This window comes from Brumimicrobium glaciale (assembly GCF_004152935.1).
GTDB lineage: Bacteria > Bacteroidota > Bacteroidia > Flavobacteriales_D > Crocinitomicaceae > Brumimicrobium > Brumimicrobium glaciale.
Genome location: NZ_SETE01000001.1, coordinates 221856 through 248338, shown reverse-complemented (window position 1 = coordinate 248338; position 26483 = coordinate 221856). Strand labels below are relative to the sequence as shown.

Here is a 26483-nt window from a genome sequence, read left to right as displayed (position 1 = left end):
ATTAATGATCACGTGACATTAGGTATTTGGCTAAATCTAAAAGTTCTTTCTTATTGGCATCAGGAACATTAATTTCCTTCATATTTAAGAGTGCTTTCTGATAAAATAAATCTTTTTGTTCTTCTGCCTTTTGACGAACTCCTAGTTGCTCGAAAATAGCTTTTGCATTGTCAATCTTCTCTTGTCCTGATTGATTATTCAAGATAGTATCCAATTGTGATTTCGTCTCTTGATCAGCTATTTCATAAGCTTTCAACAACAGAAAAGTCTTTTTATTTGAAAGAATATCTCCTCCAACTTGTTTTCCAAATTTCTCTGAATCAGCATAAAGATCAAGTAAATCGTCATGCATTTGAAAAGCTAATCCTACATTCACTCCAAAATCATAAATGTGCTGAATGTCTTCTTTATTTTCTGCTCCTCCAATTAAAGCTCCCATTTCTAAGGCCGCTCCTAATAGAACTGAAGTTTTTAAACGAATCATTTCGATGTACTGATCTATGGTTACAGTATTTGAAGATTCATAATCCATATCCATCTGCTGACCTTCACAAACTTCTCTTGCAGTTCGCGTAAAAACATTCAATAATTTTGGTAATACAACTGAATCGTGCTTGGCCAATAAAGAATATGCTTCCACAAACAAAACGTCTCCAGAAAGAATAGCAACATCTCTATCCCATTTTTCATGCACAGTTGCTTTCCCTCTTCTCAATGGCGCATCATCCATAATATCATCATGAATTAATGTGAAATTATGAAACAATTCAACGGCCAATGCAGCATTTATTGCTTTTATACCCGGAGTGCCAAATAAATGACAAGCCAACATTGTTAAAGATGGTCGCGTACGTTTTCCTCCTAATGTTAGGAAATAACGCAGCGGATCATATAAATTCTTTGGCTCTTTTGGCAATTCCAAAGCATGAATTTTCTTTTCTAGTAATTGTTGATACTCTTGAATATGGTGCATTTAAGATACTGTTATCTATTTTTAAATAGTGTTGGAAATTTCTAAATGATAGAACAAGCACTAGGTTTTATTGTTCTTGTCGTCCTCGCTTTTTTCATCTACATCTTCATCTGGGTCATAATCGATTCTTGTTCTAGGATCGATTTCAAGATTAGACAATTCAATATCAATTTCTTCATCATAAATATTGATAAATGGTTCTCTGAATGCTTTAGTTGCAATTCTATTTTCTAAGCTTAAAAGCAATGAAGGAAGAACTGTTAGATTGGTCAACATGGCAACTAACATAGTTAATGAAACCAATAAACCTAATGCTTTTGTTCCTCCAAATTGAGAGAAAGCAAACATTGAGAATCCGAAAAACAATACGATTGAAGTATAGAACATACTCAATCCTGTTTCATAAAGTGCATTAATTACACAACCTCTTTGGTCGTAGCTGCGCACTTTAAGTTCTTGACGGTATTTGGCCAAGAAGTGAATTGTATCATCAACAGAAATACCGAATGCAATACTAAACACTAGCAATGTTGAAGGTTTAATTGGAATTGCAAAGATTCCCATAATTCCTGCTGTTACCAACAATGGAATAAAGTTAGGAACGAGTGAAATAACCACCATTCTCCAAGAACGGAATAAGAACGCCATCAAGATTGCAATAATGAAAATGGCAATAATTAAACTCGTCAAAAGGTTTTTAATAAGATACTGTGTTCCTTCAGCTGCAACAACTGATGTTCCAGTGATTAAGTAACTTAAATTTTCATCATCAATTGCTTTTTCTAAGGCAACTTTAAACTCTTCTTTTTCATAATATGTTGCCAATAAAGTTGGGTCTAAGTCAAATTGGAACAATAAAGAATCATTCCCTTCCGCTATATTAAACGCCGTATTGTTTCTGTATGCATTTGATACATTGAAAATTGAGTCTGCATAAGTTGTTTCACCAGCTTCAAATTTTTCATAATAAGCAGCAACTTCCTCTGAATTTGGATTTAAAACTGTATCCAACATTGCAGTAACTTTACTGATTTTTTGATCAATTTCATACGATCCTAAATCAATTACCTGCATACGCAAACGATAAGTTGTATTGGTCGTATCGATTAATTCTTTTAAAGAAAGTCCGACCGCCGAAGCAGGGAAAACCTTCATAGAAACATCCAAAACCTCATCCGATCGATCACTTTCAGTTATGAACATATTGATTTCCTCTTCAGAAGGATATTGTGAAGGAGCTATTGAATCAACAATAGAAGTATCCGCTTTAAACTGCATTACACGCTTAGCAATTTTCGGATAATTAAGCATTAAAGAATCGCTGTAATTTGTTTTCCCAACACGAATTGAATCTTGGTATTTGTATACCAATTGCGTTTTCACCATGTCTGCTTGAAAATTATCCACATAACCTTTCAAACGCAACATGTCTTTACGTTCAATCAACTTATACATATCAGGATTATTTCCATAATATGACATATTGATTAACTTCATGAAATTGACAATAGAAATCGATTTACTAAAAATGGTATCTTTTTCTAAATTCGCCTGAACTGTTTCTAATTTCTCCAGTGTTTTCTTGTCAAACTTTCTTCCATCCTTTTTATAATTAATCAGAATTTCAAAAGGAATTGCCCCATTAAAATTTTCTTGAATAAAAAGAATGTCTTTTAGAATTGGATCTGAGTCTGGTAAATCACTGGTTAAATTCCCGGTGGCTTCCATCTTTGTAGCTCCAAAAATAGCAATAACAACCACTGCAATTGTAATTAAATAAATACGCTTTCTGTGGGTTGTTGTGATGTAAACTAATTTGTCTACAATAGTTCTCGCAAATTTCTTTTCTAAGTGCTTTAAATGTCTGGATTTAGGAATCTTAGTAAGTGAAAATAAAATAGGAATGATTGTAATTGAGATCACAAATACAAACATTATATTTATGGAGGCGGTTGTTCCAAACTCAACTAATTTCTCGGAATTGGTAAACATAAACGTCGAGAATCCTAATGCTGTGGTAAGATTCGTTAAGAATGTAGCATTTCCAACTTTAGAAATAACACGGGATAATGCTTTGGTTTTATTCCCATGATCTTTAACTTCTCGGTGAAACTTGGTGAGCAGGAAAATACAATTGGGAATCCCGATTACAATCATCAATGGTGGAATCAATGCCATCAAAATTGAAAGCTTGAAACCCATTAATCCTATACTTCCTAATGACCAAATAACAGCGATAAATACAACAAGAATACTAAAAGCTACAACTCTAAATGATCGGAAGAAAAGGTACAATAACAAGGAGGTAACTGCAATTGCAAGTCCAATAAAAATATACATTTCAGAGACCACTCTTTTTCCCATCACAACACGAATGTGTGGCAAACCAGCAAAGTGCATTTTACCAAAAACATGTTCGTAACCCAATGCAATTGCCTCAGCATCCAATACAACTCCAGATTTTGCTTGGTCACTTAAATATGCCTCATCGATGGTAATCATCATCAAGGAAACATCGGTTGAATCATTGTATAAAAGTCCGTTGTATAAAGGAATCTGCCTTATTTCACGGCGAATATCTTCAATGGATTTTTCTTTAAAAGTTGGATCTAGAAAAATAGGTTCTGCTTCAAATTTACCTTCGGCAGTATTGTTTTTAATTGTGAAAAGATCGGCTTCAGACAAAACTGCATTTACACCGTCCAACTTAGCGATAGAATCTCCAAGTTGTTTCCACATTAAGAAGTTTTCTTCTGTGTAAAGTTTGTCTGATTGAATGGCTAAAACTAAAGCTCCACCATCTTCACCAAACATTTCTTTAAGTTGCATGTAATCGTCCTGAGCAGGAGATTTTTTAGGCAACATATTTCCATACTTATTGTCCATTTCTAAGGCTGTGAAAGCGAAATAGCCAAAAAATATAGTCAAGGCTGCCATTATAGAAATAATAACAATCCTATTCCTCAATATAATCTGGGAGAGTTTAAACCACATAAACTAAATTATAATTAAACATACAAATGTAAACAAAATGATAGAAAAGAATTGAATTAAGCTTGAATTAACGCATCACACCAAAATTTATGTCACAACTGAACACTTTGAACATATTCCTTTCGCTTGAATTTCTTGCTCTTCTATAATGAAACCAGGTACTTTTAATTGAGGTAATTCGTCAATTTCGACACAATACACCTCTTCGCATTTCCTGCATTGAAAGTGAATATGATTGTGTTCATGCAAACCATGATCATGAGCACAAACACCATCGCACAATGCTAATTTCTTAATATCTCCAGGCATCACAATTTCATGGATAACACCTTTGCTGGTGAAGGACTTAATCGTTCTATATAGCGTAATTCTATCAAAATCCTTTAACCCGTCTTCGATGTCTTGAATAGAAATTGCGTGCTCATTTTTTAAAAAAATGTCTAGTACTTCTTTTCTAAAAGGAGTAACGCGTAAATTCTTTTTTCTTAAAATATCAACTTTCATAGATGCAATATTGTTGCATTTGTATTATATTTGCAATTCAGTTCAATTCAATGAAAGCAAAAATAGGTATTATTCTTTACATAATTTTCTCTTTTAATCTTCATGCGCAAGATATACAGGGAAAAGTAATTAATGCAGAAACAAAGGAAGTAATTCCATTTGCGAAGGTGGGTTTTCCTAGCATTAATATATTTACAAGCACAAATGAAAAAGGTGAGTTCTTCTTTGATCACTTGCCAGAAACACACTTAAATATTAAAGTCACGGCTTTTGATTTTAAGATCTCTATAGAAGAGATTGATATATCGAAGAATGAAAAATTAATCATTGAACTCACTCCCCTGCATACCGTTTTTGAAGAAGTAAAAGTTACCGCTGCTGAGGGAAGGGTTCAAAGAGAAAACATTACTTCTGTTGCAATTGCGACAAAAGATGAATTATTTCAAACTGGAGCAACAACTCTAGGTGAGTCCTTAATTCTTATTCCGGGAGTTCAAACTAGTTCTGTAGGAATGGGAATTAGCAAACCAATAATTCGTGGACTTTCAGGAATGCGCGTTGTTACCTATAATAATGGGTTGCGTATCGAGAATCAACAATGGGGAAGTGATCATGGAATGGCGGCTTCAGAATTAGGTTTGGGAAAAGTAGAAGTTGTGAAAGGTCCTTCTTCCTTATTGTATGGAGCTGACGCGTTAGGTGGAGTTATTCATTTTATAGACGAATCTTATCTTCAGAAAGGGAAAAGTGATGCTTATGTTTCTACAAAATTTGAATCTAATTCTATGGGAACAACCAATGAAGCAGGATTTAGAATTCACAAAGGAAAATGGCGAGCTAATGTTCATGCGAATTACATTAATCATGCGGATTTTCAATTACCAGATGGAGAATTCATTAAAAACTCTAGGTTTTGGGGAACGAATTTCAAAACCAGTTTAGGCTACCGTCACAAGAATTATCAATTAAACATCCGTTATCAACTTTCTTATTTAAGATTGGGAATTCCTGGACATTCTCACAATGAAAATCCAGAAACAATAGATTTTATTACAAGCGATAGAAAACGCGAAGGAACACTTCCGGCACAATTCAACTTGAATAACTTCTTATTGATTGAGAATACAATTTTCTTTAATAAATCGAATCTATTGATTGAACTAGGAAATACAAACAGTGATCTCAGAGAACATGACGAAAAAATCACATTGCCTTTTACGCATTTGAATGTCAATAATTCAACTTATAATATTCGATACACACGTAAAATAACAGAAAACATTGGACTAAAAACGGGAATTCAAGGAATGGCAAAAATCAATAGAAATCGCTTTCCAAGTTCTTCATTATTGATTCCAGATGCAAATAGTTTTGACAATGGCGTTTATGCATTAGTCGATTATGAAATAGGGAAATGGCGTTTTCAAGGAGGGTTAAGATATGACATTCGTTATCTTTCTGTGTTAAGCTCAACAGATTTGGATTCTTCTTTAATTTCTAATATCAATCCGAATGCCGTTAACAGAACATTCCAAGGCGTTAATTATTCGGCAGGATTTGTTCGAAACTCGGAACTTACTTCTATCAGATTTAATGCTTCAAGTGGTTACAGAGCTCCGCATTTATCAGAATTAAAAGCAGATGGGTTTCACCATGGATCATTGCGCTACGAAAAAGGTGACGAAAATCTAAATTCTGAACATGCTATTCAATTGGATTTAGCTTTAGAATTACATTTCGACCATTTGGAAATTGTTATCAATCCTTATTATAATAGAATTTCAAATTTCATATACTTGAATCAAACTGATGATTTCGCAGGTAGTTTTCCAATATTTGAATATGGTCAAGCTGATGTTGCTCATCTTTATGGAGGAGAAATCGGAATTCATTATCATCCACACCGCATTCACCGTTTGCACATCAATAGTAATTTTTCTGCTACCATTGCAGAGACTCAAAATGGTGAACCGATTAGTTTGATTCCACAACCGAATCTCAACACGTCGATTCGATTTGATATTAAAAACAAGCATAAAATCAGCGTTAAAAACATAATATTAGAGCATGTTTATTATTTACCACAAAACCGTGTTGGTCCAAATGAAACATATTCTGTAGATTATCATTTATTGAATTTGGCTGCACATCTTTCAATTGGAAAAGCCGAAAAATTAGATATCTCAACTGGAGTTCGGAATTTACTAAACACCAACTACCGTGGACATTTATCAGCATTGAAAAATTTAGGACTTTCACAGCCAGGGATTAATGTGTTTGTATCGCTGAAGTATAAAATCAAGTAGGTGCTCTTTGTGAGAAAATGTTAAATACTGCGTTATGCTTGTTTATAATTACAATCATTTATAAAAATAAACTCATGATAATTATAAACTTCACAAGCCTTGTCTTTAGCATTTTCTCATCAAAGATGAATATATAAAGTTTAACAATAAACAAATAAATATGAAAAAGAGATTAGTTTTTAGTGCATTATTGATTGCAGGATTTACATTTACATCTTGCAAGAAATGTTCAGAGTGTCATTATGATGGCCCAAATGGAGAAGTTGAAATGGGCGAGTATTGTGGAGATGATTTGGAAGATATTGAGGCTTCGGGGACAGAGATAAACGGAGTGAACTATGAGGTGCATTGTCATGGGCACTAGGTTTTAATGGATAATTGATAATTGGTAATTATGCACTTCCCTAAATAGCGTTGACGGAATGTTGTGCTGTAACGGAGCTAGAAATCTTGTTCCGCATTTTGATACGGGATGACGCTGTTTTACAACCGCATATTCTCACAGATTTTTTAGTGTAAAAGCAATAATTATCAATTGTTAATTATCATTTATCAATTATCATTTGCTATCCTTATCTTTGCATCAAAATTAAATTGAATATGCATATTAGTTCGAAAAATGTTCTGCGTTCACACCTATTTCTTCTTGTTTTTGTTTTGACTCTTTTTGGAATAAAACCTCAATCAGTAACTGCGCAAGGAAATATGTTTTCCTACTTTTCGGATATTCAATTGCGAATAGACACCAATATTTACAAATACTCTTTGGATAGAATTTTTGTAGAAAACGAATGGAAAATTCCTTTTGAGTATCAAGAAATAAATCCAATCATAGAATTCCGTGTTTTTCCTCATAACAAAGTGGTTCAAAACGTGAATTGGATTTTAAAATCGACAAACGAATATAAAATAATTGATTCATTAACCTTAAGAATAGATGGTTACTATCACTTCAAAGTTCAGTTTTCGGACCTTTCACAAGCAGAATTCCTCAACATTAGTTTAGAAGAAAACGGAAAAACCATGGCTATTCCAATTTTTCCTTATACCCATACTTATGCTACAATTTATCCTGGAGAAAGTGACCTATACATTGGAGATGAAAAAACTTTTGAACTCATTACCAATCAACCAGACAATATCGTAATTGATCCATTATGGAAACAAAATGAGAAATATGAATACAGAATTCACCGCAGCAATGATAAAATATGGATTTCAATAATACCAACAGAAACAGGAAATATAGAAATTGATTTTACAATTAAGCTGTATCGTCCTAATATAGACCTCAGGAAGCCGAATTATATATTAGATAAACAGAGTTTCACGTTTAATGTAAAAGGTTCACGTTTGAAGTTCTTGACCTTTGAAAATAAAGAAGTTATTTGGGAAGCGAAGAATCCAAAAGGAATAGAGCTTCAAATTGATAATCACCGTTTGTTAGCAATCAATAAAACGTATCGACTAGAAGCTACAGATCAATCTGGCGGACCACTCGTCGCTGAAATGTACACTGTGAGAAGGTTGAGTAATGACAAGATACTTTGTATGTTTAGACCTTACAATTATCACAAAATCTCTTCGGGTTATTTGTACATTAAAGATGGAGATGTTCCAAAATTCATCACCAACATCAACATTCTACCTGAGCCGAAAATTAATGAAGTAAGTATTTTACGTCAAGGAGGAAGTTGGGTGAAATCAAAGCAAGTATATCCTGGAGAAATAGTTGAAATTAGATTAGAAGGAGAAGGATTGAATAGAACAGATTTTAAATTCGAAGATCTAGTTGATGTTTCAAATGACAGTCTTATCAAAAACGAATTCGTTGCGCATTATTTATTAAAAGTTCCAATTGACATTCGTAAAAAGAGTATCAATATTTATACAGGAAATACCAAAACAGGAATGATGTTGGACATCATAGAATTTCAACGACCTAAAGAATTGGATTTCGTGATTATAGAATATGGCGGAACTCCTGTTGTAGCAAAAGATGCAACCCAACCCATTTTACATGAAACTACAATTGGAGATGTAAACATTCAATTTGATAATCAATTCATTGATGATGCTTTTCAGTTGTATGGAAAACAATTTTTAGAAATTGAAGTGCGCATAACAGATGCCAATAATAAGCTTGTAGAGAAACAAACGATTGATGATATTGTGGTTTGTCCTGGTTTGAATTCACCAAGAAACTTTGCCTACACAAGCTCAACAGGCTGCATGAATGAAGTTATATCTATCAATGATTATTTGTCCAACAAAACCCACAGTTTGGAAAATTGGGCAAAAATAGAATTGATTATTAAACACAGAAAAAATGTTTACGGCGGTCAAGGATACACTAGTCGTGTGGAGATTATAAAAGCAAAATACATTGCTTTTGATGTGGATTTATCTATTCCTGCTGGATTAATTATTAAGAAAGTTGGTGAGCCTGGATTCCCAGGATTGAGTGGTATTTCTTTATCTATGTTGGCACAATTCTCGTTTTACCAAAAAGGTGAAATTCAGAAATTACGTCCGTTTAAAATTGGAGCTGGATTCTTAGCAAAAAATGCATTTAACTTTAATGAAGATGCTGAACGAGATTTAGGAATTGTTTTATTGGGTTCTGTCTATCCAACTAAGAAAAACAGAAGATTCTCCTTCCCTCTTTATGTTGGAATGGGCTATTTCTTAAATGAATCGAAGTTCTTCTTTTTGATTGGACCAGGAGTGAGTATTAATTTTTAGACTGCAGCCACGAGTTTCAAACTCTTGGCAGCAGTCTAAAAATTACAGAGTGAGTGAGGAGAGCAGAGAGCGGGATTGTGCTTCGGGATTGGACTTGCACATTTAATGACAATCTATTCTACTAGCTATATTATATAAAAAGAGGGTTCTATATAATTTTGTGTGGATAGATTTAAAATCTATGGTTTTAATTGAAGCTAAACGATTGTTAATTTGGTTCTAATTTTACTTAAATGGAAACTTTCTATTAAAATACATTTCGCTTAATTTTATAAACCCCTGTTATTTAAGTATTTATTATTCGAAGTCCCAGAGGGACGGCATGTTAATAGGGATGGACGTAAGTCCATACGCCAAACGATACAAACCGAAACAAAACCCAACAAAATCGACCTAATTGCATGCAATTAGGTCGATTTTGTTGGGTTTTGTATTATATCTATTTGTTTTAAACCAAGGACTTACGTCCTTGGCTATTAATATGCCGTCCCTACGGGACTAACAAACTGAAATACAGGACTCTATATGATTATTTTTTTTGTAAAAATGAAATGATGATTTGGTTAAATACCTTAAAATACAACTCGTGTAGGTTACAGTTAAATTCGTACTAGAACTATTAATTTTTCAAAGGATTAAAATTGATTACCCACAGTATTTCATATAGAGCCAAAAAAAGTATTGATTTTTCTTACAAATATTATTTAGAAAATCTATATTTGAAAATACACCAAATTGCTCTAACTCCGTCTTTCCAACCAATTTTCTTACCGTCTTCGTAGGTTCTTCCGTAGTAAGAAATTCCAACTTCATAAATTTTGACTCTTGGAACTCTGGCTAATTTAGCTGTGATTTCTGGTTCAATTCCAAAACGATTTTCTTTAATTACTAAATCTTTCGCAATAGAAGTTCTAATTAATTTATAGCAAGTTTCCATATCTGACAAATTCAGATTCGTCATAATATTGGATAAATTGGTTAAGAATTTATTTCCAATAGAATGCCAATAGAACAATATTCTGTGTGGATGATGTCCGACAAATCGTGAACCATATACAACATCAGCATTGTCCATAAAAATAGGTTTTAGGAGAAGATTATAGTCCTCTGGATCATATTCTAAATCTGCATCTTGAATAATCATATAGTCTCCACTGCATTCTTGAATTGCACGATTAATAGCCGCTCCCTTTCCTTTATTTCTATCTTGAGAAAACAATTGAATATTAAAATCCGGATTGTTTTTCATGTATTCATTGATCTTAATCACTGTGTCATCGCTAGAACAATCATTAACTATGATGATTTCTTTTTCGATATCATTAACCAATTTAACATCCTTAACTCTATCCAAAATAAGATGAATAGTTCTTCCTTCATTATATGCAGGAATTAGAATAGATAATTTTTGAATACTCATTGCTAAAACTTGGGTTTAAAAAAGTACTAATTTAGAGAATAATGTGTAGAGAAAGTCGCTTTTTCTATTTTTAATGGTTTTCTCACATCTATTATTGTGAATGTCATCTTTTTAAACTCTGATTTTTCACCTTGAAGTTTGAAAAACTCAAATCATCAATGCTATAAAACCGAACCATTATGGTCTGAAAACACCTTATGTTCAAATGAGAATAGAATTCTATAAGTATCTTTAGATATAGATGTTGGACAATTTAGATGTTAGACGTTAGACAAAAAAGTCTGATTGTCTAAAATCCATTGTTAGATATTAGATTTTTTAGAAGCTAAAGCTAGATACAATAAAGTGGATAGCATAAAAAAGCAGTATCTCCTTAAGGAAACACTGCTCAATATATATTCAATTAATTTTTAAGCTTTCTTTCTTACCGTTAATTGCTCAATTCTTTTTTCGAATTTTTTACCTTGAAAAATACGTTGAACAAAAATTCCAGGGGTATGAATTTGGTTAGGATCTAACTCTCCAGCTTCGACTAATTCCTCCACTTCTGCGATGGTGATTTTACCTGCCATTGCCATTACTGGATTGAAGTTTCTTGCTGTTCCTTTGTATATTAAATTACCTTCGGTATCCCCTTTCCATGCTTTTACAATTGCATAATCGGCTGTTAATGCTGTTTCTAAAATATGTGGTTTTCCATTAAACTCACGAATTTCTTTTCCTTCCGCTACTTCAGTTCCAAAACCAGCCGGAGTATAGAAAGCTGGAATGCCAGTTCCTCCAGCACGACAGCGTTCAGCCAAAGAACCTTGAGGAATTAAATCTACCTCAAGTTCACCTGAAAGCATTTGACGTTCAAATTCATCGTTTTCTCCAACATAAGAAGAAATCATTTTCTTGATTTGTTTCTTATGCAGTAATAATCCCAATCCAAAATCATCAACACCTGCATTATTAGAAATACATGTCAAATCTTTCACCTCCATTTTCACGAGATGCTCTATTGAATTCTCTGGAATACCGCATAAACCAAAACCACCTAACATTAAGGTCATTCCTGATTCTATACCTTCACAGGCTTTTTCTACATTATCTACAGTCTTTCTCATACTAATTTTATTCTATTAAAATCCTATTCCAAAATCTGGTGTTTCCTCGCCACCATTTGACCCTGACTTATTATTACAATTATACATTGAACTAGCGTAACCATAAGGCACTTCAAACTCCTCTGTTGAAATATGAATGTTTGGGTCTTTGTAAACACCTTGCATCATATATCCATAGATCGGCAAAGCCAAACGCGCACCTTGTCCCCATTCCATTGAACGGAAACGCACAGCCATATCCTCTGCTCCTACCCAAACTCCCGTTACTAAATCTGGAGTTAACCCCATAAACCAACCATCAGAGTTGTTCTGAGTTGTCCCTGTTTTACCAGCAGTTGGTTGTGTAATTCCACCCCAATCACCTCTCCAAGTTCCTCTTAAACTTGCTGCAGTTCCTTGCGTTACTACTTTTTGCATCATGCTTAAAGTTGCATACGCTAACTCTTCTGACATAGCTTCACGAGAAACGGGTTGATGTTCATAAATAACATTTCCATTCCTGTCTTCAATTCTAATAATAGAAGTTGGTTCAGTGTAAATTCCACCATTAACGAATGCAGATTGAGCACCCACTATTTCCAATAAAGATAAATCCATTACTCCCAAACACATTGCAGGAACGATATCTTCTTTTCTCAGGTTGATATTCAAATTACTCATCAGTTTTGCCACTGCCCTTGGTCCAGCAACACCTCCCATTTTAGACATTACTGCAACAGTAATATTATTCATAGAATTGGCTAGCCCTTTTTGAAATTCAATTGGCTCACCATTCATTTTCGATCCAGAATTTTTTGGACACCATTGCGTCATATCTTCTGGTCTAGAACCCGTTTGAACATCCACGCAATATGAAATATTTGGTGTAGTTTCACAAGGTGTTATTACTCCAAACTGCATTCCAGCAGAATAAATAAAGGGCTTAATTGTAGAACCAACCTGACGTTTTCCTTGTGCCACGTGATCGTAAGAGAAATGATTAATATCTGGCCCTCCAACCCATGCTTTGATAAATCCTGTTTGCGGCTCAATTGAAACCAAACCTGCACGCATGATGTTTTTATAATAGCGAATAGAATCGTTTGGTGTTAAAACAGTATCAATATCTCCATTCCAAGAAAATACTTTCATTGGTGTTTTTTTATCGAAACTCGCAATAGCTTCCTCAACAGAAATGTCTCTTCTTCGCATACTTCTGTAGCGAGTCGATCTTTTTCGAGCACTGTTCATCATTGATTCTATTGAACTTTCATCAATATTATATGCAAAAGGATATTTATCAGTCCTTTGATTGTTCTTTGTAAATGGTTCTTGAATATTATTTTTTAAATGTTTTACCAAAGCATTCTCAGCATGTCTCTGGATATCCGCATTAATAGTCGTATATATCTTTAAACCATCATCATAAATATTGTAGGAATCTCCATTTGCTTTAGTATATCTCAACTTTCCATTGTCCAATTTTTCATTCAAAATATTGGTAATTTTCCCTCGTAAAGATTCTCTAAAATAAGGCGCTAATCCTTCCTTGTGATCTACCGTTTGATAATCTGTTAAAATCGGTAAGGTTTTTAAGCTATCAAATTGTTCTTTGGTAATTTTACTTGTTAAAGCTGGATTGTCTTTTTTAGAGTTCTCGTACCATTTATAAAGTACAACGTTTCTTCGGCTAATTGCACGCAAAGAATCAGTCTCTCTTTCTGCCCTCATGTCTTCAACAGATACCTTATCTTTTGAAATGTTTTGTCTTGCAGAGATTCTACCTGAATAGTCTTTTACTGTAAAACCATAAGGATTATAAAGGCCGGGGTTTTTACACATTCCTACAAGAATAGCTGCTTCTTCATAATTTAAATCAGCGGCATCTTTATTAAAATAAACTCTTGAGGCACTCGAAATACCAACAGCATTCTCCAGGAAGTCAAATTGATTCAAGTACATTGTAATGATTTCCTTTTTTGTGTATCTTCTTTCCAATCGAAGTGCAATAACGTTTTCTTTTACCTTTTCATATAATCTACGTTCTATTCCACTCATTTTCTCAATGCGCTGTTCTTCCTCAGTTTTACCGAGACCATCTTGTTGAGCAGATCTTCTTTCGTCTCTTTCTTTCAAGGTAAAAATCAGCTTCGCCAATTGTTGCGATATTGTAGAGGCTCCACCAGCTTCTCCCATATTCGCTAATGCACGACCAACCGCTTTTGCATCAATTCCCGAATGATCTTCGAATCGTTCATCTTCAGTTGATATTAAGGCAGATATAACAAAAGGTGAGATTTCGTTATAAGGTACACTCGTTCGATTAATTGTCCAATATTTTCCCAATTCAGTCATTCCATCATCAGCAAAAATTGTTGTTGCTAATAATTCTTCTTGATTCTCAAGCATAGAAACAGAAGGCAATGAATCGCTATCTGTTTGGATATAACGTAAATAAACGATAAATAAAAAAGGGATTAAACCAACAACCCACAAGAGAATAATCAAGAATTTAGCTACTGGCTTCTTGAAGTAAACATTCCCTTCCTTTGTTTTTGTTACTTTTTTTGACATCAGAGATTTTTATGAAAAGATAAATTTAATCATAATTGCGACATTGAATTAAGGATGAGGTTAGAATTATAGTTTTTTGTTTATTTGTTTTTTGGTGAATTCGTTTTTTTGTGAATTCAAAAATTCGTTGATGCGTAAATTCGTTGATTCAAAAAATTCAATTCGAAGATACAATGTAGGGAAGATTTGCAAATCGTCCATTCCATTGAGGTATGATTCGATAATTATTTATTGATATAAAAATTATTTTAACAAAAAAATCGCCTCATTTTCACGAGACGATTTTTATAAATTTTTTAACTTTTACTTTTTCTTCTTTTTATTGTCCTTTATGAATTGCTCAATAGCCAATGACATAGAAGGTACCTGCGGTTGAGGTGCATGGATATCTAATCTAAGATTATTGTCAACAACTGCTTTTGCTGTTGTTGGACCGAATGCTGCGATTAGCGTATTGTTCTGCTTAAAATCAGAAAAGTTCTTTAATAAAGACTCTATTCCTGAAGGAGAGAAAAACACCAACACATCATATTGCACACTTTCTAAATCAGACAAATCAGATGCAACAGTGCGGTACAAAACAACTTTAGAATAATTGATTTTCTCTTTATCTAAAGCCATTGGAATACTGTCTCTCAGGATATCTGAACAGGGCAACAAAAACTTTTCTTTTTTGTGCTTTTTTATTGAATCCATTAAGTCTTCAATAGTTGTTTTTCCATGAAAAATCTTCCTTTTCCGATAGGTAACATACTTTTGCAAATAATAAGCGACAGCTTCTGAAATACAGAAATATTTCATTGTTGTTGGAACCTCAAATCTACACTCTTCCGCCATACGGAAATAGTGATCAACGGCAGTTTTTGATGTCAAAACTACAGCAGTATGATCTGCATAATTCACTTTTTGATTTCTAAACTCGGTCTTATCAATTCCTTCCACATGTATGAAAGGTCTGAAGTCAACTTGGAGCTTATATGTCTCAGCAAGTGCAAGATACGGATTTTTATTGCTTTCCGGTTCTGGTTGTGATACTAAAATCGTTCGAATACTCAAAATTTAGCAGTACTTTAGTTCATAAATACAATACGAATTACCCAATGAAAACAGGCGATACAAGTAGGTATCCTACAACTATCGGCCAGATTTCCAAGCCGCAAAGGTACAAAATTATGTAATACCACAATGCTTTATTGCGAATAGCAAGTAACATTCCTCGAACCACGCGTAAGGAATAAAACAAAATAAGCACAGCGGCAATAGTCATTACCATGTATTCAGATAGTTGAGGATTTAGTATCCAAATAAACAATATTGGAATGAGTACAATTCCTGTAATATGTGCTGAGAAATTTAACAATAGTATGTTTTCCTTAACATATTTAAACTCTCCACTTAAAAACCCAACAAAAAACAAAGCAAACAGTTGAAATAGATATACTATTGTTGGTAATGATATCAACCAATAGTCGGTACTTTCATAATAAGCTAAAAGCATGTAAACAGCGATCCCCGATATCGCGAAATAAGTCAACAACATAACCCAATTTGTTCTTCCTAAAAAGCTTAAACTTTCTTTGGCATTGGGCAATGAAGATGGTGATTTAAAAAATGCGACTGAGATATGCGAAAAGACCATTTCTCTTTGGTATTTCAAAACAGAAAGTACAGTAATTGTTAACAGCAAAGCATAAATTACCCAATGTGGGAACAGTTCTTCACGTAACGTTAACTCCATTTCTTTCATTTAAAAACTATTAAAGATGATTTTTCGCTTTTCGCACCTAAAAAGAGGCGCATTTGTGTTCACAAAATTACAAAAATATAATATGCAACGTTTCTATTCGCTTTATTCTTAAAAAAATGAGATTAAATCGTTAAATTTGTTCTCGAATTAAAAAGCAGAAAATGAAGTCAGATTTATACACGCACCCGGATTATTATGGAATGGACGATTTATTGTCAGATGAGCATAAATTAATTCGCGATACTGCAAGAGATTGGGTAAAGAAGGAAATGTCTCCAATTATTGATGAACATTACGAAAACGCAACTTTCCCAATGCACATTTTAAGTGGATTAGGAGAAATCGGCGCATTCGGACCTTATATACCAGAAGAATACGGAGGACCAGGATTAGACCAAATTTCTTATGGTTTAATTATGCAAGAATTAGAGCGTTGTGATAGTGGATTAAGATCTACAGCATCTGTTCAAAGTTCTTTAGTGATGTACCCAATTTGGAAATACGGATCAGAAGAACACAAACAAAAATTTCTACCTAAGCTTGCTTCAGGTGAAATGATGGGATGTTTTGGTTTAACAGAACCAGATCACGGATCAGATCCAGGAGGAATGACAACCAACTTTAAGGACATGGGAGATCACTATTTGCTAAATGGAGCAAAAATGTGGATTTCTAATGCGCCTTTTGCTGATGTTGCTGTTGTTTGGGCAAAAGATGAAACGGGAAGAATACATGGACTTCTTGTGGAAAGAGGAATGGAAGGTTTCTCAACTCCTGAAATGCACGGAAAATTATCTTTACGTGCTTCATCAACTGGTGAATTGATTTTTGATAATGTAAAAGTGCCAAAAGACAACTTGCTTCCTGGAAGAAGTGGACTTGGAGCGCCGTTATCTTGTTTAGATTCTGCTCGTTTTGGAATTGCTTGGGGTGCTTTAGGTGCTGCAATGGATTGTTATGATCAAGCGTTGCGTTACTCTAAAGAAAGAATTCAATTTAATGTTCCGATCGGAGCGTTCCAATTGATGCAAAAGAAATTGGCAGAAATGATTACTGAAATCACAAAAGCACAATTGTTAACTTTCCGCTTAGGTCAACTAAGAAACGAAGGAAAAGCAACTTCTGCACAAATCTCAATGGCGAAACGTAACAACGTTGAAATTGCATTGAACATTGCAAGAGAAGCAAGACAAATGCACGGTGGAATGGGAATTACGTCTGAATACTCAATGATGCGTCACATGGCGAATCTTGAATCTGTTGTAACATACGAAGGAACACACGATATTCACTTGTTAATTACAGGTATGGATGTTACGGGGATTCCAGCATTCACACGCGAGATGCCAGAAAAAAAATAAACTTTGCAAGAAAGCGCTAAAATCTTCGTTATGCTTGTCCAAAATTGCAGTCATTTATGAAAATAAACTCCTGACAATTTTAAACTTCACAAGCCTTGCTTTTAACGATTTCTTATCAAAGTTTCAGATTGTATTTAAACCGAAGGAGTGGAACAATTGTTTCGCTCTTTTTTTTTAAGTTGATTTTAAAAAACAAATATTTCATTTCTTATTGCATATTATGAAGTATAATATTATTTTTGCAATCGCTTTGAGGTAAACTCAGGGCATTTAGTTAAAATTAACCGGTCCTATAACTCAGCTGGTTAGAGTATCTGACTCATAATCAGAAAGTCCCTGGTTCGAGCCCAGGTGGGACCACATAACAGAGAAGACTTTACTTAATTGTAAAGTCTTTTTTTGTGGGGTAAAGTTTAGTGAGCTGGTAGGAACGATCCCGCAACAGCAAAGCTGCATTGATTCGGAACCACAATAAAAGAATTGAGAGAAGAGAGTGAGTGCAGCAGTATTCACTATTTTTTACTTTAATATTTTTAGATGAAAAGTCGATATTTAGTGATATTGCATGAGTAGAGAGATTAAATTATCTTTATTGAACGCGTATAAAACGGATGCATCGGCAAGATTAGCATGACTGCAAGCAACCCGAATAATAACGGATTTTTTCACCCTTTGAAATCAGCCTTATCAGCGTGCTAACTTAATCAACCTATAAGCTTATTGAAATCATTGATAAAAATACAAAATGAAACAAGTTAACATCATAAAATTAAAGCCGTTTAAATCAGACAGAATGATTTCATTCATACGCAGATTGCGAACAGAATACGTTGTATATAAATTCAATTGTGTCGCGTTTATCTACACTATGAGTTAACGATTCTCGACGCATACAAAAACACCTAGACGCGGAAGGTGTTATTGCAAACCAAACTTTCCCCATCACTCAATCCCAAAATATTATTTTTTAGTTAATTTTTTAATTAAACTTCCTCAAGAATTGTTTTAGTTAAATCTATTCCGACATTTGTCCTCTTTAAAATAAAAATTTAAGAAACAAGGTGAAAATATTTTTAGGATCCATATTTGCTTTACTTTTTGTTATCAGTTCAAATATTACTGAATACTCAAACAATCAGCTTGAATTTCAAGTTGATTATAATTCGCAGTATGGTTATTCTTCAAATGATTTTGATGCAACGGTTTCTCCTTTTCAAAATCATGTCCACCACAATTTAGGTGTTGATTTTCAAGAAAAGAATGAAAAGTTCAAGAAGTTTAACATACCATCACAAATTGCTCTTGTAAGCTTTAGATCATTCCCAAAAGAGGTCAATAAATTTGAATCTTTTTACTTTTCTAAATATATTATTCCCTCTGTTTCCAAGAATATTCTTCTGGAAACATTCAGGATATGATTTTACCCTAATTTCCCGCCTTTCAATTAGTCATTGCAAGAAAACGTCAAGCACTGCTTTATACGTTTTGCAATTCCAGTCTTCGCGATGTTTACCGTCAAAATGCACGACAATTAGCATCTTCAAACGTTAGACTTTGATATTTCAACATTAAAGTTTTAAAGACTTGGGTTTTCAAACAGTTACTAATTAAGATAAGCACAGACTAATGAATTAGTTCTCATGCGCTTTTCTGCCCTTATAATTTTATAATCAAATTTTTTATTAATTGGTTTTAAGTCTTCTAGACTAAAATCACAAAACTCATTATTGTAATGAAAAAATCACTTATTCATTTAAGTTTGATTGCAGCGTTATTTACTACTGGCTGTAATTCTGAAAATCATGAAAAAGCAACTGAAGAAACGGTATATTCTGTTTCCTCCCCATTAATTCAAGACACAACAACTTTACAAGAATATGTTTGTCAAATTCGGTCAATTCAACACATTGAACTTAGAGCTCTTGAAAAAGGGTACCTAAAAGATATTTATGTTGATGAAGGTCAAGCCATCAAAAAAGGTCAATTAATGTTTCAAATTATGCCTTCGCTATATAAAGCAGAGGCCAAAAAAGCAGAAGCAGAAGCTCAATTTGCAAAGATTGAATACCTAAATACCAAAGCACTTGCAGACAGTAACATCGTTTCGAAAAACGAATTGGCTTTAGCCAGAGCAACTTATGATCAAGCATTGGCGGAGCTAGATTTAGCAAATGTACATCTTAGTTTTACTGAAATTCGTGCTCCATTCTCAGGAATAATGGGAAGATTTAATGTGAGACAAGGAAGTTTGTTGGATGAAGGAGAACTGCTTACAGAGCTTTCAGACAACACCAAAGTTTGGGTATATTTCAATGTTTCTGAGGCAGAATACTTAAATTATTCTACTAAGATTGACAAGAATAATTTGCAGAAAGTAAATCTTCAAATGGCCAATAATAAACTATTCCAACACCAAGGAGAGATTGAAACCATAGAAGCAGATTTTAATAACGAAACAGGAAATATTGCTTTTAGAGCAACTTTCCCTAATCCAGAAGGATTACTAAGACATGGTGAAACAGGGAATATTCTAATTCCAACGACAACCAAAGACGCCATAATTATTCCACAGAAAGCTACTTTCGAAATACTGGACAAGAAATATGTCTTTGTTGTTGGAGAGGACAATATTGTTACCTCTCGCAGCATTGTTATCGAAAAAGAACTCACACACATCTACATCGTAAAATCTGGATTATCGAAAGATGATAAAATTTTAATTGATGGAATTAGAACAGTTAAAGGCGGAGATAAGATTTCCTATAAGTTTATTGAACCTGCAGAAGTGGTTTCTCACTTGAGTTTATACGCCGAATAATCTTATTAAAAAAATAATAAAATGCTCAAAAAAATAATTCATAGACCCGTTCTGGCTATTGTAATCTCAATAGTCATTGTATTTGTAGGAACATTGGCCATAAAGCAATTGCCTATTTCTCAGTTTCCTCAAATTTCCCCTACAACAGTTAATATTTTTGTGGCCTATCCTGGCGCGAGTGCAGATGCACTTGTAAAATCAACACTAATTCCATTGGAGCAATCTATAAATGGTGTTGAAGGAATGCGTTACATCACTTCTGATGCCACCAGCGCAGGTGAAGCAACGATAAGTATAGTTTTTGAACCCGGAACAGATCCAAATCAAGCGGTGGTGAGGGTGAAAACTAGGGTTGACCAAGTGATGCCATTACTGCCTCCTTTGGTACAAAGAGAAGGTGTGGTAATTACGCCAATTCAACCCAGTATGTTGATGTATGTCAACCTGTACAGTAAAGACAAAGAAGCTGACCAAAAATTTCTTTACAATTATGCCAACGTAAAAATGATTCCTGAAATCAAAAGGGTAAAAGGAATTGTGCGTGCGAGTATTCTTGGAAGTCGACAATACGCGATGCGTGTTTGGTTAAATCCTGACCGATTAAGAGCTTACACTATTTCGGCAGAAGAAGTAATGGAAGCTATGGAAGATCAAAGTATAATTGGTCGCCCTGGTAGATTGGGAAGAAGTTCTGGACAAGCTGCTCAATCTTTAGAATATGTACTTACTTATCAAGGAAGATACAGCACTCCTGAACAATATGGTGATATTATCGTGAAAGCGAATAATGAAGGAGAAATCATTCGTTTGAGTGATGTTGCTAGGGTTGAATTAGGTACAGAATTCATGGATATTTATTCCAATTTAGATGGTTATCCATCTGCGGCAATTGTCCTCAAACAGTCCATGGGAAGTAATGCCAGCGAAGTCATTGAAAACGTGAAGGAAGAATTAGAAATCATGAAAGCTGATTTTCCTGAAGGAATGGACTACAAAATCAGCTACGACGTTTCGAAATTTTTAGATGCCTCAATCGAACAAGTTACACATACTTTAAGAGATGCTTTTATCTTAGTTGCCTTGGTTGTATTCTTGTTTTTAGGTGATTGGCGTTCTACGTTAATTCCTATTTTAGCTGTTCCAGTCTCTTTAATTGGAGCGTTTTTCGTCCTTCAATTATTTGGTTTATCCATCAACTTGGTCACTTTATTTGCATTGGTTTTGGCCATTGGAATTGTCGTCGATGATGCCATTGTTGTGGTGGAAGCTGTTCACGCAAAAATGCACAATACAGATATAACGCCCTATCAAGCGGTAAAAAGTGTGATGAGTGAAATTGGAGGAGCAATTATAGCAATCACCTTAGTTATGGTCTCCGTTTTCTTACCGATAGCCTTTATTTCTGGACCTGTCGGAGTTTTCTACCGTCAGTTTTCTATTACAATGGTGAGTTCAATTATCTTGTCAGCAGTGGTTGCATTAACCTTAACGCCGGTACTTTGTGCGATGCTTCTGAAAAACAATCATGGAAAAGAAAGAAAAAAATCTCCTGTCAATAAATTCGTTGATTGGTTCAACAGAAGGTTCGACAAATTAACAGGAAGATATGTTCGTCTCCTGAATATCATTGTAAACAGAAGATTCATCACCATTGGAATTCTATTGCTTTTTGGAATTGGAATATTTGGAGTAAACAAAGTTCTACCTTCTGGATTTATTCCGAATGAAGACCAAGGAACAATTTATGCGATTATACAAACGCCACCAGGAGCAACATTAGAAAGAACGAATCAAGTTGCTGTTCAATTGCAGAAATTATGCGAGGAAACTGAAGGAGTTGCATCTGTTTCATCATTGGCTGGATACGAAATCATGACTGAAGGACGTGGTTCCAATGCAGGAACTTGTTTGATTAACTTAAAACCTTGGTCAGAAAGACACAGTTCTGTTCATGACGTGATGGAAGAACTCGAAGAAAAATCCAAAGAAATTGGAGATGGTGTAATTGAATTTTTTGAGCCACCAGCTGTTCCAGGCTTTGGTTCTTCGGGTGGTTTTTCCTTGCGACTATTGGATAAAAATGATGCTACGGAATATGTTGAATTCGAGAGAATCAACAATGAATTTTTGGACAAACTGAAAGATAGAAAAGAGCTTTCGGGAATCTTTACATTCTTTGCTGCCAATTATCCACAATATGAAATTAAAATTGACAATAAAGCGGCAATGCAGAAAGGTGTTTCTATCGATAAAGCCATGGAAAATCTAAATATTTTAATTGGTAGTACCTATGAACAAGGTTTCATTCGTTTTGGTCAATTCTATAAAGTGTATACTCAAGCAGCACCAGAATTCAGAAGATATCCTTCAGATTTATTGAAACTATTCGTAAAAAATGAAGAAGGCGAAATGGTTCCTTATTCTTCTTTTATGACATTGGAGAAAAAACAAGGTCCCAACGAGGTAACGCGCTACAACTTGTATAATTCTGCAGCCATTAGAGGTTTACCTGCGAAAGGTTATACCTCAGGAGATGCAATTGCAGCCATAAAAGAAGTGGCAGAAGAATCATTACCAAAAGGATATGACATCGCTTGGGAAGGACTTTCTTACGATGAATCATCAAGAGGAAATGAAGCCATTTATGTATTTATTGTCGTGCTAATATTTGTGTATTTGGTACTTGCAGCGCAATACGAGAGTTTCTTATTGCCTTTGGCGATTATTCTTTCCTTACCTGTTGGAATTTTTGGTTCTTTCTTATTACTGAAAATGATGGGATTGGCCAATGACGTTTACGCACAAGTTGGACTTATAATGCTGGTAGGACTACTGGGTAAAAATGCCGTGCTGATCGTTGAATTTGCGGTTATGAAACACGAACAGGGTGCAACAGTTTTAGAAGCTGCTATTGAAGGCGCAAGGGTTCGATTTAGACCAATCTTAATGACTTCTTTCGCATTTATCGCTGGATTAATTCCATTGGTTCTTGCAAGTGGAGCTGGTGCAATTGGGAATAAAACCATTGGTGGTTCAGCATTGGGAGGAATGATTTTCGGAACTGTTTTCGGAGTAATTGTCATTCCTGGATTGTACTACATTTTCGGTAGAATGAGCGAAGGTCGACAACTGATTAAAAATGCAAATGACGCTCCTTTATCCGAAGAGTTTTATTATGACATCAGACCCAAAGAAATTCCATCGGAAGACAAAAACAAAAAATAGAACTTATGTTGAAAAAAACGAAATATATAAGCATTCTTCTCTTTACACTTTTGACATTTACTTCTTGTAAAAGTCTTAAAGTAGCTATCCAAGAAGAAAATAAAGAGGTTCCTAAAAATTTTATGTCAATTGACGAAAACTCGGAGGACACAACGAATTCTGCTTCATTGAAATGGAGAGATTATTTTACGGATGTTCAATTGGTTAATTTAATTGATTCGGCATTACTAAAAAATCAGGAACTCAATATAATTCTTCAAGAAATTGAAATATCTCGTTATGAGATTGGCGCCAAAAAGGGAGAATATCTTCCAACGGTGTCGGGCTATGTTGGTGCAGGTGTTGACAAAGTGAGTCGTTACACCAGAAATGGAGCGGTAGAAGCAACAACTGATATTATACCTGGAAAGGAGTTCCCAGAACCATTACAAGATTATGTTGTTGGGCTTCGTGCCAATTGGGAAATTGATATTTGGAAGAAATTGAGAAACGGCAAGAAAGCTGCTGTATCAAGATATCTCTCAAGTATTTCTGGGAAAAACTTTATGGTGACGCACCTCGTGTCAGAAATAGCAGGTGAATACTATGAATTATTGGCGCTAGACAATCAATTAATCAGAGTGAATCAGAATATTGATTTGCAAATGAATGCACTCAAAATTGTAAAACAACAAAAGGAATCGGCTAAAGTTACAGAGCTGGCCGTCAAAAGGTTTGAAGCGCAATTATACAGCACACAAAGCTTAAGATTCGAGATTGAACAAAGCATCATTGAAACAGAAAATAAAATTAACTTTTTGGCGGGAAGATTTCCGCAACCTGTTTTGAGAAATGCAAATACTTTCAATGATTCTATTTTAACAGTAATAAATCAAGGACTTCCTTCACAATTGTTGGACAATAGAATGGATATAAAACAAGCAGAACTTGAACTCGAAGCGAATAAATTGGATGTAAAAATTGCGAAAGCTCAGTTTTATCCTTCAATTGGCCTGTCTGCTGGAATAGGTTTACAAGCTTTTGATCCGACTTTCATCATCAAAAACCCTAAATCTCTTTTGTTTTCATTAGCAGGAGATTTAGTGGCGCCATTAATCAATCGAGCGGGAATAAAAGCACATTATTACAGTGCGAATGCCAGACAATTACAAGCGATTTATGAATATGAAAAAACAATTTTAAGTGCTTACATAGAGGTGACCAATCAGCTTTCTAAAATCGAAAACTTAAATAAAAGCTATGCGTTCAAAGCCAAAGAAGTTGATGCGTTAAATACATCTATTCAGATTTCAAATACTTTGTTTCGATCTGCAAGGGCCGATTATTTGGAGGTCTTATTAACACAAGAGGAAACCATTGATTCCCAATTTGAATTAATCGAAATTAAGAAATTGCAGTTGAATGCCATGGTAAATACTTATGTGGCACTAGGTGGAGGCTGGGACTGAATAATTATTAATGTTTAATTATTAATTAATGGTTAACGCGATAGGATTTTTTAATGTTCAATGGTTAATTATTAATGGTTGACCCAGTAGGGATGGTTTTATGGTTAATAGGGTTCATGTTTTAATAGTGATGCTTCTTTTTCAAAAACTGTTCTGCGTAAAAAGCACCAAAAACAACAATTGGCAATTATCATATTGATAATTGCCAATTCGTTATTAAAGAAAAAGGGGTTCAATTTTAATTCTGAATAATCTGCTTAATAAATTCTAAATAGCTATCGTGAGCAGCTCAATACATCAATAATATTTATTTTAGGACTCAATTATAGATACTTCCTTTTCCATATTTTCTCACGCAATCCGTTAATCATTAATAATTTATAATTAACCATTATAAATAACCTATTTTAAAATGAAATTAATATTTACATTTTTTGTTGAACGAACAAGCTCTCCGTTTTTGCTTCCTGGTTTCCATTTTGGAGAAGCTTTAATTACTCGGATAGCCTCTTCTTGAAGACTACTTGAAAGTGATTGATTTCTTACCCGAACATCTGTTACGCTTCCATCAATTTCAACTACGAAAATCATGTAGGCTGTTCCTGATTCTTTGAAGAAAACGCTTTCTTCAGGATATTTTACTGTATTTTTTAAATAACCTAACCAACTTCCTTGAAACTGCGCATCAACATCAGGATATTCAACTAATGCTGCTTCTGGCGCTGCTCCTAAGTCAACACCAAAAATTCCTGAAGTAACATTTTGAATGTGACTTGAGGTAACAACAAGTTGCGGATCGGTAACTGTATTTTTTGAGGGATCAATTAAATTCAATAATGTAAGTGAAAAAATTGGAGTTGAAGGCTCAGTATTTGTTTCTAGCTTTTCAACTTTCGGAATTTCAATTATTGGAAGTGGTTCTTTTTCAACCAACATAATCGGAATATCGATTTCCCTTTGTTCTACTTCTTTCTTTTCAGTGAGGTAAACAGGTGTTTTGTAGGAAAATGCCATTAGAGTGGCTGAACCTACAATAAATAATCCCAGTTGAAAAAATACTTTTCTGCTGGATTCTAATTCGAGTTTTGGATTTTTCTTCTTCATCATAATTTTAAGTTTAATAGTGAAACTCTTTGTAAACAAGTTCTGTACCAATTTGATAATTGATTGATAGTATTGGGCAATGTATGGGCGATTTGCAAATCGTCCTTACATCGCCCTTAAATCGCCCACACCTTATACATAAACATTTCTTATGTATTCCATAGAAAGTATAAATG

Annotated in this window: 17 protein-coding genes and 1 tRNA gene; 9 read left to right on the top strand and 9 right to left on the bottom strand. The window is 34.2% G+C overall.

Going from position 1 to position 26483, the window contains the following annotated elements; all coding sequences use genetic code 11:
- Position 1: 1 nt before the first annotated feature.
- The 3 genes from ERX46_RS00970 to ERX46_RS00960 form a co-directional block, all read right to left on the bottom strand.
- Positions 2-973, bottom strand: coding sequence for a polyprenyl synthetase family protein (locus tag ERX46_RS00970; protein ID WP_130091958.1), 972 nt, complete (start codon positions 971-973; stop codon positions 2-4).
- Positions 974-1033: 60 nt separating this feature from the next.
- Positions 1034-3901, bottom strand: a complete 2868-nt coding sequence (locus tag ERX46_RS00965; protein ID WP_242494514.1) for an efflux RND transporter permease subunit — start codon at positions 3899-3901, stop codon at positions 1034-1036.
- A 153-nt stretch (positions 3902-4054) separates the two neighbouring features.
- Positions 4055-4471, bottom strand: coding sequence for a Fur family transcriptional regulator (locus ERX46_RS00960; RefSeq protein ID WP_130091956.1), 417 nt, complete (start codon positions 4469-4471; stop codon positions 4055-4057).
- Positions 4472-4521: 50 nt separating this feature from the next.
- Between ERX46_RS00960 and ERX46_RS00955 the strand changes: the two genes are divergently transcribed.
- From ERX46_RS00955 to ERX46_RS00945, 3 genes are all read left to right on the top strand, one after another.
- A complete protein-coding gene (locus ERX46_RS00955) occupies positions 4522-6777 on the top strand; it encodes a TonB-dependent receptor (RefSeq protein WP_165366111.1) in 2256 nt (751 codons plus the stop codon).
- Positions 6778-6937: 160 nt separating this feature from the next.
- Positions 6938-7141, top strand: coding sequence for a hypothetical protein (locus tag ERX46_RS00950; protein WP_130091954.1), 204 nt, complete (start codon positions 6938-6940; stop codon positions 7139-7141).
- Between the two features lie 236 nt (positions 7142-7377).
- Entirely contained in the window at positions 7378-9522 is a 2145-nt protein-coding gene (locus ERX46_RS00945) for a hypothetical protein (RefSeq protein ID WP_130091953.1), read from the top strand.
- Between the two features lie 700 nt (positions 9523-10222).
- On the opposite strand, the gene ERX46_RS00940 is transcribed toward ERX46_RS00945, so the two are convergent.
- The 5 genes from ERX46_RS00940 to ERX46_RS00920 form a co-directional block, all read right to left on the bottom strand.
- On the bottom strand, positions 10223-10942 hold the full coding sequence (locus tag ERX46_RS00940) for a glycosyltransferase family 2 protein (protein WP_130091952.1): 720 nt from the start codon (positions 10940-10942) through the stop codon (positions 10223-10225).
- 410 nt (positions 10943-11352) lie between these two features.
- Positions 11353-12051, bottom strand: a complete 699-nt coding sequence (locus ERX46_RS00935) for a CoA transferase subunit A (protein ID WP_130091951.1) — start codon at positions 12049-12051, stop codon at positions 11353-11355.
- A gap of 15 nt (positions 12052-12066) precedes the next feature.
- Positions 12067-14604: a transglycosylase domain-containing protein gene (locus ERX46_RS00930; protein WP_130091950.1), complete on the bottom strand. Its 2538-nt coding sequence runs from the start codon at positions 14602-14604 to the stop codon at positions 12067-12069.
- A gap of 303 nt (positions 14605-14907) precedes the next feature.
- Complete coding sequence (locus ERX46_RS00925) at positions 14908-15660, bottom strand: uroporphyrinogen-III synthase (protein WP_130091949.1); 753 nt, start codon at positions 15658-15660, stop codon at positions 14908-14910.
- Positions 15661-15697: 37 nt separating this feature from the next.
- Positions 15698-16342, bottom strand: a complete 645-nt coding sequence (locus tag ERX46_RS00920; RefSeq protein ID WP_207214097.1) for a DUF4271 domain-containing protein — start codon at positions 16340-16342, stop codon at positions 15698-15700.
- Positions 16343-16512: 170 nt separating this feature from the next.
- Between ERX46_RS00920 and ERX46_RS00915 the strand changes: the two genes are divergently transcribed.
- The 6 genes from ERX46_RS00915 to ERX46_RS00890 all read left to right on the top strand — a co-directional run bounded on the left by ERX46_RS00915 (position 16513) and on the right by ERX46_RS00890 (position 25203).
- On the top strand, positions 16513-17712 hold the full coding sequence (locus ERX46_RS00915; RefSeq protein ID WP_130091947.1) for an acyl-CoA dehydrogenase family protein: 1200 nt from the start codon (positions 16513-16515) through the stop codon (positions 17710-17712).
- Between the two features lie 286 nt (positions 17713-17998).
- Positions 17999-18072 (top strand) — tRNA-Ile (locus ERX46_RS00910).
- A 701-nt stretch (positions 18073-18773) separates the two neighbouring features.
- A complete protein-coding gene (locus tag ERX46_RS00905) occupies positions 18774-19130 on the top strand; it encodes a hypothetical protein (protein WP_130091946.1) in 357 nt (118 codons plus the stop codon).
- A 314-nt stretch (positions 19131-19444) separates the two neighbouring features.
- Positions 19445-20530 (top strand): efflux RND transporter periplasmic adaptor subunit, encoded by a 1086-nt coding sequence (locus ERX46_RS00900; RefSeq protein WP_130091945.1) that lies wholly within the window; start codon positions 19445-19447, stop codon positions 20528-20530.
- A 21-nt stretch (positions 20531-20551) separates the two neighbouring features.
- Positions 20552-23755, top strand: coding sequence for an efflux RND transporter permease subunit (locus ERX46_RS00895; protein ID WP_130091944.1), 3204 nt, complete (start codon positions 20552-20554; stop codon positions 23753-23755).
- 5 nt (positions 23756-23760) lie between these two features.
- On the top strand, positions 23761-25203 hold the full coding sequence (locus tag ERX46_RS00890) for a TolC family protein (RefSeq protein ID WP_130091943.1): 1443 nt from the start codon (positions 23761-23763) through the stop codon (positions 25201-25203).
- A 402-nt stretch (positions 25204-25605) separates the two neighbouring features.
- Here ERX46_RS00890 and ERX46_RS00885 read toward each other — a convergent pair whose 3' ends face one another.
- Positions 25606-26310 carry an energy transducer TonB gene (locus ERX46_RS00885; RefSeq protein ID WP_130091942.1) on the bottom strand — a complete coding sequence of 235 codons (705 nt, stop codon included), beginning with the start codon at positions 26308-26310 and terminating at the stop codon, positions 25606-25608.
- Positions 26311-26483 lie beyond the last annotated feature (173 nt).

Excerpts from the sequence above, each read along its gene's own strand:
- ERX46_RS00895 (WP_130091944.1), top strand. The coding sequence starts at position 20,552 with ATGCTCAAAAAAATAATTCATAGACCCGTTCTGGCTATTGTAATCTCA.
- ERX46_RS00930 (WP_130091950.1), bottom strand. The coding sequence starts at position 14,604 with ATGTCAAAAAAAGTAACAAAAACAAAGGAAGGGAATGTTTACTTCAAG.
- ERX46_RS00940 (WP_130091952.1), bottom strand. The coding sequence starts at position 10,942 with ATGAGTATTCAAAAATTATCTATTCTAATTCCTGCATATAATGAAGGA.
- ERX46_RS00960 (WP_130091956.1), bottom strand. The coding sequence starts at position 4,471 with ATGAAAGTTGATATTTTAAGAAAAAAGAATTTACGCGTTACTCCTTTT.
- ERX46_RS00950 (WP_130091954.1), top strand. The coding sequence starts at position 6,938 with ATGAAAAAGAGATTAGTTTTTAGTGCATTATTGATTGCAGGATTTACA.
- ERX46_RS00955 (WP_165366111.1), top strand. The coding sequence starts at position 4,522 with ATGAAAGCAAAAATAGGTATTATTCTTTACATAATTTTCTCTTTTAAT.
- ERX46_RS00970 (WP_130091958.1), bottom strand. The coding sequence starts at position 973 with ATGCACCATATTCAAGAGTATCAACAATTACTAGAAAAGAAAATTCAT.
- ERX46_RS00915 (WP_130091947.1), top strand. The coding sequence starts at position 16,513 with ATGAAGTCAGATTTATACACGCACCCGGATTATTATGGAATGGACGAT.
- ERX46_RS00920 (WP_207214097.1), bottom strand. The coding sequence starts at position 16,342 with ATGGAGTTAACGTTACGTGAAGAACTGTTCCCACATTGGGTAATTTAT.
- ERX46_RS00885 (WP_130091942.1), bottom strand. The coding sequence starts at position 26,310 with ATGATGAAGAAGAAAAATCCAAAACTCGAATTAGAATCCAGCAGAAAA.
- ERX46_RS00900 (WP_130091945.1), top strand. The coding sequence starts at position 19,445 with ATGAAAAAATCACTTATTCATTTAAGTTTGATTGCAGCGTTATTTACT.
- ERX46_RS00890 (WP_130091943.1), top strand. The coding sequence starts at position 23,761 with ATGTTGAAAAAAACGAAATATATAAGCATTCTTCTCTTTACACTTTTG.
- ERX46_RS00935 (WP_130091951.1), bottom strand. The coding sequence starts at position 12,051 with ATGAGAAAGACTGTAGATAATGTAGAAAAAGCCTGTGAAGGTATAGAA.
- ERX46_RS00945 (WP_130091953.1), top strand. The coding sequence starts at position 7,378 with ATGCATATTAGTTCGAAAAATGTTCTGCGTTCACACCTATTTCTTCTT.